The organism is Neobacillus notoginsengisoli, from assembly GCF_003515685.1.
Classification (GTDB): Bacteria; Bacillota; Bacilli; order Bacillales; family Cytobacillaceae; genus Bacillus_D; species Bacillus_D notoginsengisoli.
On record NZ_QWEG01000010.1, the window covers coordinates 95000 to 109811 of the forward strand.

10 protein-coding genes are annotated in these 14812 nt (G+C 41.1%); 7 read left to right on the forward strand and 3 right to left on the reverse strand.

The genetic code is table 11. The features are described from left to right. Positions 1-58: 58 nt before the first annotated feature. On the reverse strand, positions 59-1513 hold the full coding sequence (locus tag D1B31_RS15920; RefSeq protein ID WP_118922167.1) for an ArnT family glycosyltransferase: 1455 nt from the start codon (positions 1511-1513) through the stop codon (positions 59-61). A 166-nt stretch (positions 1514-1679) separates the two neighbouring features. On the opposite strand from D1B31_RS15920, the gene D1B31_RS15925 reads away from it, so the two are divergent. Continuing rightward, a complete protein-coding gene (locus D1B31_RS15925) occupies positions 1680-2630 on the forward strand; it encodes a glycosyltransferase family 2 protein (protein ID WP_118922169.1) in 951 nt (316 codons plus the stop codon). Then, positions 2623-3024 carry a GtrA family protein gene (locus D1B31_RS15930; protein ID WP_118922171.1) on the forward strand — a complete coding sequence of 134 codons (402 nt, stop codon included), beginning with the start codon at positions 2623-2625 and terminating at the stop codon, positions 3022-3024. Before D1B31_RS15925 ends, D1B31_RS15930 begins: the two co-directional genes overlap by 8 nt. A gap of 41 nt (positions 3025-3065) precedes the next feature. Here the strand turns inward: D1B31_RS15930 and D1B31_RS15935 are convergent, their stop codons facing one another. Next, complete coding sequence (locus D1B31_RS15935; protein ID WP_118922173.1) at positions 3066-6071, reverse strand: hypothetical protein; 3006 nt, start codon at positions 6069-6071, stop codon at positions 3066-3068. Between the two features lie 317 nt (positions 6072-6388). On the opposite strand from D1B31_RS15935, the gene D1B31_RS15940 reads away from it, so the two are divergent. Next, entirely contained in the window at positions 6389-7450 is a 1062-nt protein-coding gene (locus tag D1B31_RS15940; RefSeq protein WP_118922175.1) for an acyltransferase, read from the forward strand. Between the two features lie 154 nt (positions 7451-7604). Here D1B31_RS15940 and D1B31_RS15945 read toward each other — a convergent pair whose 3' ends face one another. Next, a complete protein-coding gene (locus D1B31_RS15945; protein ID WP_118922177.1) occupies positions 7605-9470 on the reverse strand; it encodes an LTA synthase family protein in 1866 nt (621 codons plus the stop codon). 327 nt (positions 9471-9797) lie between these two features. On the opposite strand from D1B31_RS15945, the gene D1B31_RS15950 reads away from it, so the two are divergent. The 4 genes from D1B31_RS15950 (at position 9798) to D1B31_RS15970 (ending at position 14756) form a co-directional block, all read left to right on the forward strand. After that, positions 9798-10871: a glycosyltransferase family 4 protein gene (locus D1B31_RS15950; RefSeq protein ID WP_118922179.1), complete on the forward strand. Its 1074-nt coding sequence runs from the start codon at positions 9798-9800 to the stop codon at positions 10869-10871. Positions 10872-11102: 231 nt separating this feature from the next. Next, the gene (locus D1B31_RS15955; protein WP_118922181.1) at positions 11103-12215 is read left to right on the forward strand and encodes a DegT/DnrJ/EryC1/StrS family aminotransferase; all 1113 of its coding nucleotides are present in this window, start codon (positions 11103-11105) and stop codon (positions 12213-12215) included. Positions 12216-12253: 38 nt separating this feature from the next. Further along, on the forward strand, positions 12254-13066 hold the full coding sequence (locus tag D1B31_RS15960) for a GumC domain-containing protein (RefSeq protein WP_118922183.1): 813 nt from the start codon (positions 12254-12256) through the stop codon (positions 13064-13066). 376 nt (positions 13067-13442) lie between these two features. Further along, on the forward strand, positions 13443-14756 hold the full coding sequence (locus tag D1B31_RS15970) for a nucleotide sugar dehydrogenase (protein WP_118922187.1): 1314 nt from the start codon (positions 13443-13445) through the stop codon (positions 14754-14756). Positions 14757-14812: the final 56 nt, after the last annotated feature.

Consider the following 14812-nt stretch of genomic DNA (forward strand, 5'->3'; position numbering starts at 1 on the left):
ATCTACGGTAATTGTACCAAATTGCAGGCTGAAAGAAAAACATCCTTCCTTTCACAGATTACTTATTCATTTTGGATCCTATATTTAATATGCCTTTTTCGCGTAAAAGACTTCCAAATAACTGGATGATTGTAAATACGCCGTAGCTTTGCAGGATGACAAAGCTCGGAATAATAAAATATCGATATCTCGTTTGTAGTTCGATTAAAAAGTGTACGGATATAAAACCACTAACTAATAAAAGAAATAAAGATAGATGAAGATTCAATTTCTTTTCGAACAGTATTTTTATAACAGCGATGACAATAAAGAAGATCATCGACAGATAGATATATCTTTCAACCATCGTCAATGTCTTCAAAAGGTCGAGATAGCCTGTACCGCGCAGCCCCCATATCAGGGAGGAATCCTTTTCAGTCCACATATAAACAAATTTCTTTTTGAATAGTTCCAGCAGTTGAGGCTTATCAGCAGTGCGTTCCATTATTAATTCCATCGATGCTTCATCTCGTTCTTTCCCTACGTCGAATTGTGCCAAATACGCTTTATCTTTATCAGAAAAAACGCCAATCGTTTCATGGTTTAGACCAGTTACAAACTTCCACAGTGGCTCTCTGTTCCCGAGGGGATACTCAGAGCCCGCTGATAGAAGCATGACATTGGCGAGCGCATGCACCAAATAAAATACGGCTAGAATACCGGCGAATTTCCCGGCGCTGAAAATCCTTGATCTGTTATTGATGCCGCCGATGATAAAGGTAATCAGCACATATAATCCAAACGCAAGTAAAATGACACTGCCAAGCGGCCGGAGGATATCCCCTAATGCAAGCAACAAGCCAATTATGATCCACATATATTTATTTAATTCAAAATAGCAGATCGCCAAATAAAAAGCGAGATAAAACAGAAAGGTGGCCGGATGCTGGTTGGTCAGGACCGAAGACAGGACAATGCTGGGAATGAAGAGGGCATAAAGAATGCCTGCAATCCTTCCAGACATCTCATTAAAAAGAGTTTTACCGATAAGATACACAAACAAAACGGTCCCTGCAGAAAAAATGGCATTAATGATCTTTATCGCAAGCTCGCCATCGCCAAACAGATAGATGATGAGTGCCTGGTACATTGTATAACCAAGCTGATAGCCCCACCTGGCAAAATAAAGGCCTTCTCCGGTAAAGGTAAAATCGCCCTTGGCCGCGCGGATGGCACTGTCATACATAATTTTGAAATCAGAAATATTTGTTGCTTGGATATTTAATAGCCATTCAAGCCTGAGCCCAAACGCAAGCAGGATAAGAAGCGATAAAAAAACAGCCTTGGGCAGGCGGATTGCCAACAGTGTTAATAGGATCGTCAGTAAAGCGATACCGATGATAGTAGGAATGACAGCATGCCCTTCATAAGCAGCCTTAACAGAAGAATATCCGCTAAAAAGGATGGAGATGAAAGCAACTCCAACCAAACCTGTTAACGCTTTATGTAAAAAAAATTGCATTGTTTTTTCCATTTTATTAAGTCCTTTGCGTTTTTGATATTTTGTGTTGTTCTTTCATTTTACAGTATGAACCTTGGCGATAAAATAACAAAAAGTATAAATTATCCAATTTATTATTTACTGTAACCAAGCGTGTAAAGTAAACTGGAGGTGGAGCCAATATTAAAAGGGGGCTTATATGAAAAAAGTTACGGTATTAATTCCTGCTTATAATGAAGAAGAAGTGCTTGGAAGTTTATATAAACGATTAACCTTGGTTGTTTCTGCTATAGCCGGGTATGAATTCGAGTTCCTTTTGATTAATGATGGGAGTGAGGACCGGACACTGGAAATGGTGAAAGAGATGAGAAGAAAAGATAAGCGTGTCTCATTCATCAACTTAGCCAGGAATTTCGGAAAGGAAACAGCGATGGCCGCAGGTCTTGATTATGCTAGAGGGGATGCGGTCATCATCATCGATGCCGATCTTCAAGACCCGCCTGAACTGATTCCTGAAATGATTCGTTTTTGGGAGGAGGGCTTCGATGATGTATATGCAAAGAGAAGAAGCAGATCTGGAGAAACTTGGCTGAAAAAATGGACGGCCAATTTGTTTTATAAAGTATTGAAAAAAACGACTACAATCCCAATCCAGGAGGATACTGGTGATTTCAGGCTTCTGGACAGAAGGGTGGTTGATGCTTTAAAAAAGTTGAGGGAATCGCAGCGATTTACAAAGGGCCTATTTAGTTGGGTAGGGTTCAATAAAAAAGAAATTTTGTTTGACCGTGACCCAAGAGCGGCCGGGAAAACGAAGTGGAATTATTTTAAGCTTGGACATCTTGCGGTCGAAGGGGTTATTTCCTTTACAACTGCGCCTTTAAGATTGGCCTCCTACCTTGGGCTGGTTGTGTCGATGCTCGCATTTGTCTACATGATTTGGATCATATTCAAGACACTGCTTTATGGCGACCCTGTTGCGGGCTATCCTTCAATCATGACGGTTATTCTATTCCTTGGGGGCATTCAACTTCTCTCGCTCGGGATTATTGGAGAATATCTCGGCAGGATTTTTAACGAGACGAAAAACCGGCCTCTCTACCTAGTGGATGAGTATAATGATGAGAAAGTAAGGGACTTTAATGGATAGGATAAGGGAAGTTTTTAGCTATCTATTTTTTGGAGCTTTGACAACCATAGTAAATCTCGCGGTTTACTATATTTTAGCGAACCCCTTTCAAGTTGATTATAGAATCTCTACCATTATAGCGTGGGTATTGGCCGTTGTTTTTGCTTATATTACGAACAAGCTTTTCGTTTTTAACAGTAAGGCTGCCGGGGCAAGGGGAATAATGAAAGAGATGGGTTCATTCTTTCTCTTTCGCTTGCTTTCCCTGCTTATTGATATAACAGGAATGATTCTGCTCGTTGAGCTTGTAAAGGTGGACGACTTTTTATCTAAACTAATAACAAATATAGCCGTGATTATCTTTAACTATATAGCGAGTAAACGTTATATCTTTAAACATGTGCGGGAGAAATAAAAAAGCTGGCGAATTAATGATTCATACGCCAGCTTTTTCTATTATTTCAAAGGATACATATACAAATTTTCCAGGTGCCTGAAGTAAAGATTACCCGCGGAATCATCAACTAAATCTTTTGCTCCACTTGTCAGGATAAACGAATATTTCATCGTTTTAGGATCCATCTTAAAGAAACTTCCTTCCAGTGTCCCATAAATATAGCCATCCTTGCCGGTGAGCATTCTGGCATTCCCGTATCGGCCGGAAATTGCATTAAACATTTTCACAGACCTGAATGTATTATTTGCTGGGTTGTAAGCAAAAATGGTTCCGTCAGCGGCTCCCCATAACTGATTATCGGGACCAGTAAACAGAGACATTACCATGGAAGCTTTAAGTGGCAAGGTGATGATTTGCTTCTGGCCTGGGTTTGCCGGATTAAATCTGAATAACTTGGCACCGTTTGGATCTTTTTGATAGTTTGCGTGGATGGAAGTTCCTCCGTATATATAACCGCCAAAAGGATGCAGGCTGATAATACTTTGGTTATTGATATAATTCTCGTAAACTCTATGTGTATTAGTCTTTAAATCATAATCCATAATCAGGCCGCCTTTTGATGTGTACTGCGGGTAAGTGCCTGCAAACAGATGATTATTTACCGAAGTTAACGCAGCTATCCTTTCTTGGCCATAATCCTTGATTCTAGCTAATACATTAGGAGTACGCTGATCCCAAGGGATGGAAGAATCCACAATCTCGGTAAGCCTCGCGTTTGGATACGCACCGACATACATTTTTCCATTAACATGGACTGCGCTTTCTAGCTGGCTGATGCCATTTAATTGACTTGTTTCTTTCGTGACCGGATTATACTGGGTCAGACCGCCTGACATATAACCGTTCACATAAATATAGCGTTTGTCCGGACTTGTAAACAATAGGTGAAGATTAACTGGCTGTGCAGGCACAGCGAAACTCCTAATTGATATTTCATTTGAGACCGGATCAAAAACATAGTAGCTTCCTTTATTGTCAATTAGGCCAACCAGAACACTATTTTCTGGATTAGTTTTAAGGTTGACGAAATCAAGGGAAAGAGCTTCTGTATTTTCCAGCAGCTTTGCACCTGTATTTCTGGTTACTCCCGTGCTCATGTTATATCCGTAAAGGACAGCATCGTTGCTATAGTAAACTTCATTCGTAGTTGGATTCTTTTCTGAAAATCCCCTTGATGCACTTGGGAACTCAGAGATGAATCTTTGGGCTGCAATATCGTAAACGGCAGCTTTTTTGCTAGGATAAAGCTTCGCAAACAGGAAGCGGTTATCAATCAACTTTAGTTTTTCGGCATAAGTTTCTTTTTTATACTGTTCCGGAAGAATGGAAACCTTGGCGTTATTGCTTAAGTCCCAGCGGACAAGTTCCGCGGTCGCACCGGAGCTTACATATAAATATTTATTATCATTATCTGCGACAACAGCTTTCGCATATTGCTTTCCTTTTTGGGTGGGCAATATAAACTCTCGCTTGCTGGTCAATTTATTATATTTAAAAACATTCGCTCCATAGGCGGTCACACCGAATACGTATTGATCATTTACAAAAATGTCCTGGATGGATGTATCGTTTGTTCCGCTGACGACATGGCCGTGGCTGGAAAGCTTCCGGGAGATTGGATTGTAGCTGTAAAGTGTACCACGGTTTGTTCCCGCAATCCAGGCAATTCCGGCACTGTCAACATCCAGCCCCCATGCACTTGTTGAATCAGTAAGATTGTATACGCCAATCACTTTATTTGTATTGAGATCAACTACTGCCAGCGCGCTCGGAGTCCCATGAAGGATGACATACATGTAGGCATTTCCGTTTGAATCCATCCCTGATTTTGCGGCTATTGTACTTTGATTGAAAACCATCGGCCCAAGATTTACTGGTTTTTTCCCGTGCAGCGGGACTGCGGGAGGTGTAATGCCGTTCGCGCATTGGACTGCCTGAAGCTTTGCTTTTGAAGGTGTATTATATGTGATGCGGCTATCCCGCTTAACATAATAACCGCCTCCGACTCCAAGTAAATCTCCCTTAAAGCTGTAAATGCGATAAACTCCGCCTTTTGGCAATGTTTTTTCTGGAGTGAGACTTGATCCGATCATTTTATACAGCGTAGTGTCAGAAATAACTGTGACTCTGCCAATTTGTCCTGGCTTTAATTCCCCGCCATCCCAATAAATTTTTTGGCCGGGAGTGATACCGGTACACACGTTATCCTGTGGTGCAGGTGCCGGGGTTACCGGAGCCTGTGGTGCAGGAGCGGGAGTCTCGGAAGCAGGTTTATTGGCGCATGCAACTGCCTGCAGCTTCGTTTTTGAAGGGGTGGTATAAGACACATTTGTATCCCTTTTTACAAAGTAACCGCCCCCGACGCCCAACAAATCACTTTTAAAGTTGTATATTCGATAGAAAGTCCCCTTCTTTAATACTTTTTCGTGTTTAAGAGATCCGTCGGGAAGTAGTTTAAATAAAGGAGTATCCTTGAGAATCTGTAATCTGCCAATCTGCCCGGGTTTAAGTTCCGAACCGTTCCAATAAACTTTTTGCCCTGGAGTGATACCGGCACAGACGTTGTCCTGGGGAACAGGTACCGGGGTTGCCGGAGCCTGTGGTGCGGGAGCGGGAGTCTGGGAAGCAGGTTTATTGGCGCATGTGACTGCCTGCAGCTTCGCTTTTGAAGGGGTGGTATAAGACACATTTGTATCTCTATTCACAAAGTAACCGCCTCCGACCCCCAACAAATCACCTTTAAAGTTATAGATTCGATAGAAGGTTCCCTTCTTTAACATTTTTTCCTGTTTAAGAGAACCGTCGGGAAGTAGTTTAAATAAAGGAGTATCCTTGAGAATCTGCAATCTGCCAATCTGCCCAGCTTTAAGTTCCGATCCGTTCCAATAAATCTTTTGGCCAGGTTTTATACCGGCGCAAGGATCGGACGCTGAAGAAGTTAAGGGAACATATAAAGATGATACTATTATGGCTATTGTTACAAAGAAAGACAGTATTTTTTTCAATTTTTCCACCTGCTTCTACTATTTTCTACATAGTCTAAGTTTACCAAATAAACCAATAGATTCATATGGGGCTCTTGTTTCCATTTTTTACAAAAGGGAGAAGCGCCTCACGACTACCTCAGAAGGTAGAGGCTCCAATTAAGTGAAAACAACTCCTATTTTGAATGGGAGGCCAAAACAATAAAAAAGAACATGTCATCAATCGACATATTTAGATTCCTTGAACATTTTTTGTCGAATAGTTACTATATAGGAGAACCCTAAGGAGAGCCCTAAGGGTTTTTTCTTTTGTTGTCAAGGAGGATGTAGGTGACACTATGAAAAAAGCAGGTTATATTTTTGAGATTCATTATTTAAGAGCCGTTGCATGTTTAATGGTATTGCTTGTTCACGTTTCCGGATCATTTTATTATGAAAACGGAAAAGTCTGGGACAATATGACATTCTTTGTGAACCAGATAAGCCGGTTTGGGACAAGCATGTTCGCCCTTATAAGTGCTTTTCTTCTGATTAGGTCTACAATTAATAGGGGGTTCGAACCGAAAAGGTTTTTTAGCAGCAGACTGACAAAAGTCGGCCTTCCATTTTTGGCTTGGAGTCTCTTTTATCTTTATTACTGGTATGTAACAAATGGTTTTCACCCGCTCGATTCTGGGCGGAAGCGGTTTATCATTGATTTCTTTTTTGGTAATTCTTTTTACCATCTTTATTTTATGTCGATTGTTTTTCAATTTTATCTCGTTTTTCCGCTACTTCAGCTTATACGCTCTAAAAAAGCATGGGCCGTTTTGCTCGTTATTGCTGCGCTTGTTCACATTTACTTCCTTACATACTACGCACCTGGGAAATTCGAAGGGGTATGGAGAACCATTTTGAGTCAAAGGGCTTTTCTTCCGAACTGGATATACTTTTTTATTTTTGGCGGTTTTTTAGCGTATTTTTGGGATGACGCTCTATCCTTTTCAAGGAAGTATGCCAAATGGTTCGGTATCGCTTCGTTGTTTGTAATATTCCTTGGTGTTTTGGAATATACAGTAGTTGGTTCCATACCTTCTAACAGGCTGACTAATATCATAAACATTCCAATCCTTACCTTTACAATGATTGGATTTGGGGAAAGGATATCAAAATTACGGTGGTTGTCTAAATTCCTTACAAGTATTGGAACGTATTCAATGGCAATTTACCTGGCTCACCCATTTGTTTTGAACGTATTCCAGAATTTCGCACCACAAGGTATTTGGAAAACACCATTATTTCCTTTTGTGTTTGCGATTGTCCTTTTTTTGACAATGGGATTTGTAAAAGTCATTCAAGTATTGCCGTTTTATCAATACGTTTTAACAATCCCGAAGATAAAAAGGGAAAAGGTTGCATAAAAAGCTTTTCGTCCACTAGTCGTTTATTTACTCAAGCTTTTACTATTTCCCACGTGGTTGATCTTACCAAATAATAATGATCGGTAAGGGAGCTTATATTGGAAGTTTGTGCAAAAAGAATAAGCGGGAATGGCTCCCGCTTATTTCACGTTTGTTATTTTTTAAATAGGTCTCGAATTAAGTTGTTTTCCAACAATTTGGTGGATAGTTCGATGTCATTGACTAGCTTGTCATAGCCTTTTCGGCAAAATTCAACATCAACCTGTTTGCCTGCAAAGTTGTCATAACAGGTTCCTGCTTCAAATGCCCCATTATGCGCTGCCTTATAGTCGTAATTGTCCGAGTAGAAGGAGTATCTGGTCGTTTCGTAAGCAAAACCGGCAAATCCTTGTCCTGATGCATATAAAGGCATCCCGAACTGGACGAGAGGCTGCTCAATGCCCAGCACGGATGTAAGGGTTGGATAAATATCCATCTGGCTTGAGACCCGGGAATCCGCAACACCTTCAGTTTCACCTGGATAATGGATGATGATCGGGATGCGCAGCCGCTCTTTTTCATTGAAAGTTATGCCAAGAAGCTGCTTGATTTCAGCTTCGTCTTTAGGGATTGGCCCGTAGTGGTCTCCGTATAGGACAAAAATTGATTCATCCCATATGCCTTCTGCCTTCAGCTGGTCGATAAACTTCCCTAAGACTGTATCAAAGTAATGAACGCTTTGCAGATAGTTACCTGTTGCAGTGCCTTTGAATTCATCAGGCAGTTTCAAGTATTGATACTTGGATGGCATTTCAAAGGGCCTGTGGTTTGTAAGTGTGATAATAAAGTTGTAAAAAGGTTTCTTTTCCTCTTTGTAAATTTCAGCCATTTGGTCGAACATACTCTCGTCAGACAAACCAAGTCCAATCAATTCGTCTTTCTTTATTTTTGGGTGGTCAATATGATAAAACGAAGTGAAGCCCTGTTTTTTATAAGCCTGCTGCCTGTTCCAAAATTCAGGGGAGTTCCCGTGGGTTGCGCTGACCTTATAACCAATTTCTTTTAAAACATTTGGGAGAGATAAGTAGTCGTTATTTGGAAACCCTTTGTATACTCCCTTTGGTGCCATTGGGTAAATCGAATTGTTAGCAACGAATTCGGCATCTGAGGTATTGCCCCGTCCGATTTGTGTAAATGAATTTGGATAGTAATGGCTTCCTTTTATTAATTCATCCATTACAGGGGTTACTTTCTTACCCTCTATGGATAGGCCGATTGGAAAAGTATTTAACGATTCCGCCTGGACTATAATGATGTTTTTTCCTTTATACTTGCCGAAGTATGGCGATTTTTTTTGAATTTCCTGGTTTTGAGAAAATTTGTCGCGCAACTCGTTTCGTTCATATTCACCTGTCGCTGAATTACTGCTGGCCAACGTATTGACATAAAATGTATGAGTTGTTTGATAAATATGAGCCGGAACAATTCCGGTTAATGAGACCATGTATTGGTCTGAAAATGTTTCTTTTAACGGAAAGAATGACGTAAACAATAAAACAGCAAATCCTCCGGAAACCAGGAAAAGGGGATGAGGCTTTGTACGGTCAAATGAAATCCGTTTAGAAGAGAAAAACAGAATCGCCAATACAAATGGAACATCAATCCAATATAAATAATCCGTCCTGTAGAGCAATGATAGGATTGAATCTTTTACATCACCAAGCTGGCCCGCCTGATCCATAAGCTGTACACTTAAAATTGAGTCATAGTACCGTTCGTATACGACATCAGCATATAGAAGGAAGGAAAGCAAAAAATAAAAAATACCGGTAATATAGAAGAACAATTTGCGCTTTTTTGAAAGCAGCAATCCTGCAGTCAGCAGTGAAAGGCCCCCGCTTGATAAAAGAATATATTTTTTGTGCGGGTTGAGTCCCAATTCCCCCACAAAGTAAAAGGTTTTAAAAGCCCATATCAAGGTAATGGAAGATAAGAGAAAAATGAGTGGAATCCAATAACGCTTTGCATTTTCCCTGCCCATGTCGTATCACATCCTTTGTTATTTTGACATCGTTCATCTTAACAGAAAATAGCCTAGTTTAATAGAAAGATTGATTGAATTCCAGTAAATAGATGAGAAAAAGGGGAATCCATGCTATAATTAACGTTTGATTGGACCATCTACTTTATTTTAACTGAAACATTTCGAAATACATTCCGTCTTATAGTATGGGGTGCTAAGAGTTTGCCTCATTACCTTTCGTATTATTCCTTCCATATTAAAATTGTATCTGGGTAAAGGAATCTGTGATACGATTGTGTTGCCCGGATAAAATAAAAATATAATCTTGAAATAGAGGAGATTGTTATGTATATCCAAGCTGCTCTGGCTTTTTTCGCTTCTTTAGTTACAGTTCTAGCCGCTACACCTCTCGTGATAAAGCTGGCAGTGAGAATTGGGGCTGTTGATAAACCGAATGAACGAAAAGTCCATCAAAAATTAATGCCACGCCTCGGAGGGCTGGCCATTTTTATCGGGGCTATTGCCAGCTATTTCGCCGGGGGGCTCTATGAACAGAAAGTGACTGCTATAACCGTTGGTGCCATCATGATTGTGGCACTCGGAATGCTGGATGATAAATATGAATTATCTGCTAAGGTAAAGTTTGCCGGACAGATTATTGTGGGCTGTTTGATTGTTTACAGCGGCCTAAAGGTTGACCTTTTGACAATCCCATATATCGGCGATTTTGAATTAGGGTTATGGAGTTACCCGATTACGGTTTTCTGGATTGTGGCATTTACGAATGCAATCAACCTGATTGACGGCCTGGATGGGTTGTCGGCGGGCATTTCAGCAATCGGCATCATTACGATAGCGATTATGGCTGCACTTGCAGGCAAAGTCCTTATTTTTACGCTATGTGCGATCCTGCTTGGAAGCATCATCGGCTTTCTGTTTTATAATTTCCATCCGGCAAAGATCTTTATGGGTGATACAGGGGCGCTGTTTCTTGGCTATTCAATTTCCATCCTGTCCTTGCTCGGATTGTATAAAAGTGTAACTTTATTCAGCTTTATTGTACCAGTTATCATCCTTGGAGTTCCTGTGTTTGATACAACTTTTGCCATCATTCGGAGAATTGCAAATAAGCGGCCGATTTCATCGCCGGATAAATCCCATCTCCATCACAGGCTGCTGGCACTTGGCTTTTCCCATAGGAAAACGGTATTGGCGATTTATGCTTTTGGGATTCTTTTTGGCATATGCGCATTGCTTTTATCCGAATCGACTTTATGGGGAACGATTTTTATCCTATTTGGATTGCTGATTGTAACGGAAGTGATTGCAGAAATAATAGGTCTTGTGCATGTTAGGTATAAACCCTTTTTGACTATTTATAAAAAAATGACCGGAAAAACAATCCTTCGGGAAAAATAAATCATTTTATTCCAAGGCCGTTTGTGTGCGTTTTTCCATACAAACGGCCTTTTGTTTATGGTTTCCAATAAATGAAATTATATACAATGAGGAGTGGGATATTTCATTGCATAAGCGATTTGTCATCTAATTGATAAATACAAAAGAAAAAACTGTGGTAAACTAAAGCGTGTAAAAAATTTATGAGCAGAAATAATCTTGTATTTTGATACTTTGTTTGGAGGTCATATCATGAAAGTTCCTATGCTTGATTTATCAGAGCAATACCAGGGATTAAGAACCGAGATTCTCGAGAGCATGGACGAAGTTATGAGTTCATCCAGATTCATCCTGGGGAAACATGTGAAAAAGCTTGAAAATGATATTGCGCAATACAGCAATGTTGCCCATGGAATAGGATGTGCTAATGGCAGTGATGCTATACATATTGCATTACAGGCAGCTGGAGTCGGGCCTGGTGACGAAGTAATTACAACCCCTTTTACATTTTTTGCGACTGGCGGAGCAATCGTAAGGGCTGGAGCCACTCCCGTTTATGTGGATATTGATCCCGAAACATTTAATATAGACCCTGCCAAAGTAGAAGAGGCGGTTACAGAAAAAACAAAAGCGGTTATCCCTGTGCACTTATACGGCCAGATGGCAGATATGGAAAGACTGGCCGAAATTGCTGAAAAATATGGCTTGGCAATCGTTGAAGATGCTGCCCAGGCAATTGGGGCAAAACAAAACGGCAAGTCAGTTGGAGAAATGGGTACCGCTGCCACCTATAGTTTTTTCCCGACTAAGAACCTTGGTGCGTACGGCGATGGCGGAATGATTGTTACCAATAATGAAGATCTTGCAGAGAAAATGCGCGTCATCCGGGTGCATGGAAGCAAGCCAAAATATTACCATCATGTTCTTGGCTACAATAGCCGTCTGGATGAACTTCAGGCTGCGGTCTTGAATATTAAATTCCCACACCTTGATAAATGGTCAGAGAACCGCCGTGAAAAAGCGGCAACCTATACTAGGTTGTTAAAGGAACGGCTGGGCGATGCCATTGTCACGCCTTTTGAAAAAGAGGGGTATTACCATGTGTTTCATCAATATACAATTCGGGTAGATAAGCGTGACGAGCTTCAGGCTTATTTAAACGAACAGGGAGTTTCCACGATGATTTACTATCCTCTTCCCCTTCATGTCCAGCCTGTTTTTAAGGATTTGGGCTACCGTGAAGGTGACTTGCCGATTTCCGAGAAAGCAGCGAGGGAAGCTCTTTCCTTGCCAATGTTCCCGGAATTGAAGCTGGAACAGCAAGAATATGTTGTTGAAAAGATTGCCGAGTTTTACGGCAGATAATGAGGTTGGAAAACGTCGCCAGGTAGGGGGCGTTTTCTTTGCTTGCCTTTTCACAACAGACAAAAGAAATGGTAGAAAAGGACGGTGCCGAATTGGCGGAGGAAAGAAAATATATTTTATACGAATACTTATCTTTTTTTTGGAAGAAGAAGGCTTACTTCATCGTAATTCCGCTTCTTTGTGCGATTGTGGGGGCTGGTATTGCCTTCTATTTGAACGCGGATAATAAAGGGTATACCGCGGAGGCGAGGGTGTTTACCGGCAAGGTAGGCTCCCCAGAACTAACAGACCCGGATATAATTAAGTCACATTTTTCGGATGTAAAAGGCCTTACTGTATTTGTATCCGAAAGGAAAAAAGTAAAGTTTGTCCTCGATAGAACCGACCGAAAGGAAGCTGAAGAGGACTTGGGCGAGATTGTTGGAGTGTTCCTTAGTAAATTGGAGGAGCATGCCCAACTGCAGATAGACTTAACTCAAAAACATTTAAAAAGATTAGAGAACCGCAGCAAGGCCTTAAATGCAAGCCTTGATTCATACAAAGAAAAATTGAAAAATCAAAGCTTGGAGTCAGGCCAGTCCACTAGTTATATTGATTTAGTCAGGGACTCTGAAACAGAACTGACAAGGATTGATGAACGGGTATATAAAATGCGTGGAGATATTGCCCTTTTCGAAAGGCCAAGTCTTCTTTCAAGCCAGGTAACTCCCCACAAAAGTTATCTCCCTGAGAGCATAGCAATAGGTGTAATCCTCGGTTTAATCATCACCTTGGGATTACTTGTGCTGCTGAAGTATCTTGGTGATGCCAGGGAGTATTATAAAAAGCGGGGGATTACTCTTCTTCATTAGAGTTAATGCTAGTAACGAGTTTTTATAGTGTTGATTGGAGCGGAAGGCGCGTAGACTCCTGCGGGAGAAAAGGTCAGTGGGAGACCCCACAGGCGCTTGCGCCGAGGAGGCTCCCAGACCGCCCGCGGAAAGCGAAGCGCCTCGGAACAGGCAAAAGGCAGCCTGTTCCTGCGATGAATATTCGTGGAAGCTTTCCTTTGTGGAGCGGAAATCAACAGACTTGTTTAACACAGCTATTAGAAAAAGGAAATGATTTTCCTTGAAGTTTGAATTTTTTCCTTACTGCATGATACACTAACACAAATTATCGCCATCTTAAGTCGAAAACTGTTCTTTTGAAATGCAACTATTCTTTTACTAGTAAAGGAGAAAAAACATGGGTTCTTATGAAACTTTAATTAAGAAAATTGATAATAAAGAGGCTGTTATCGGAGTGGTCGGCCTTGGTTATGTTGGCCTGCCGCTTGCAGTTGAAAAGGCGAAAGCGGGTTATAAGGTTATTGGGTTTGATGTGCAAGCTTCCCGAGTGGAACAAGTAAATATGGGAATCAATTATATTGGTGACGTCGTTGATAAGGATCTAAAAGATATGATTGACAGCGGAATGCTTGTCGCTACGACAGACTATGCCCGGATTAAAGAAGTGGACGCTGCCGCTATTTGTGTGCCTACACCGCTTGACATTTACCAGCAGCCCGATACATCGTATGTGAAAAGTTCGGCGAATGAAATTGCGAAATATGCGACTGAAAATATGCTTGTCGTTCTTGAATCGACAACGTATCCTGGGACAACCGAAGAAATTGTCAAGCCTGCGCTTGAAGCAAAAGGGCTTGTTACCGGTGAAACAGTTTTTATCGCCTACTCACCTGAACGGGTCGACCCGGGCAATAAGCAGTTTAAACCGAAAAATACGCCTAAAGTAGTCGGCGGCATTACGCCTAACTGTACGAAAGTTGCTGCAGCTCTTTACAGAAATGTCCTTGAGGGCGATGTCCATGAGGTTTCATCTCCTGCAGTTGCTGAAATGGAAAAGATTTTTGAAAACACATTCCGCCATATTAACATTGCACTTGCGAATGAAATGGCGATTCTTTGCGATAAGATGGGCATTGATGTCTGGGAAGTGATTGATGCTGCGAAAACAAAACCATACGGCTTCATGGCATTCTACCCGGGACCAGGGCTTGGCGGCCACTGTATTCCAATCGACCCTTTCTATCTGACATGGAAAGCGCGCGAGTATAATTACCATACGAAGCTGATTGAGCTTGCAGGTGAAATCAACAACACGATGCCTGAATATGTTGTCACACGCATGATGCAAATTCTTAATGACGAAGGCAAAGCGCTCCGCAATGCGAAAGTGGCTATCCTAGGAGTTGCCTATAAAAAGGATATTGATGATGTTCGTGAATCACCTGTCCTCAAAATTATCGAAATTCTGAATGAACAAGGAGCCGACTTTAAGGTGGTTGACCCTTATGTTCAAAGCTTCCGTTCTTGCAATATGAAAATGGAAACAGTCGAAATGTCGAAGGAGCTTTTGCAAGAAGCAGATTTGGTTTTAGTTACAACTGACCACTCCGATTTTGATTATGAAATGATTGCAAAAGAAAGCAAGGTTATTTTTGACACAAGAAATGCGTTAAAAGGCGTTGAGAAGCCAAACAGATACGTCAAGCTTTAAAAATTGCGGAAGTCCAGATAAAAAAAGGGCCTGTACCTGATTAAATTCACAAGGGA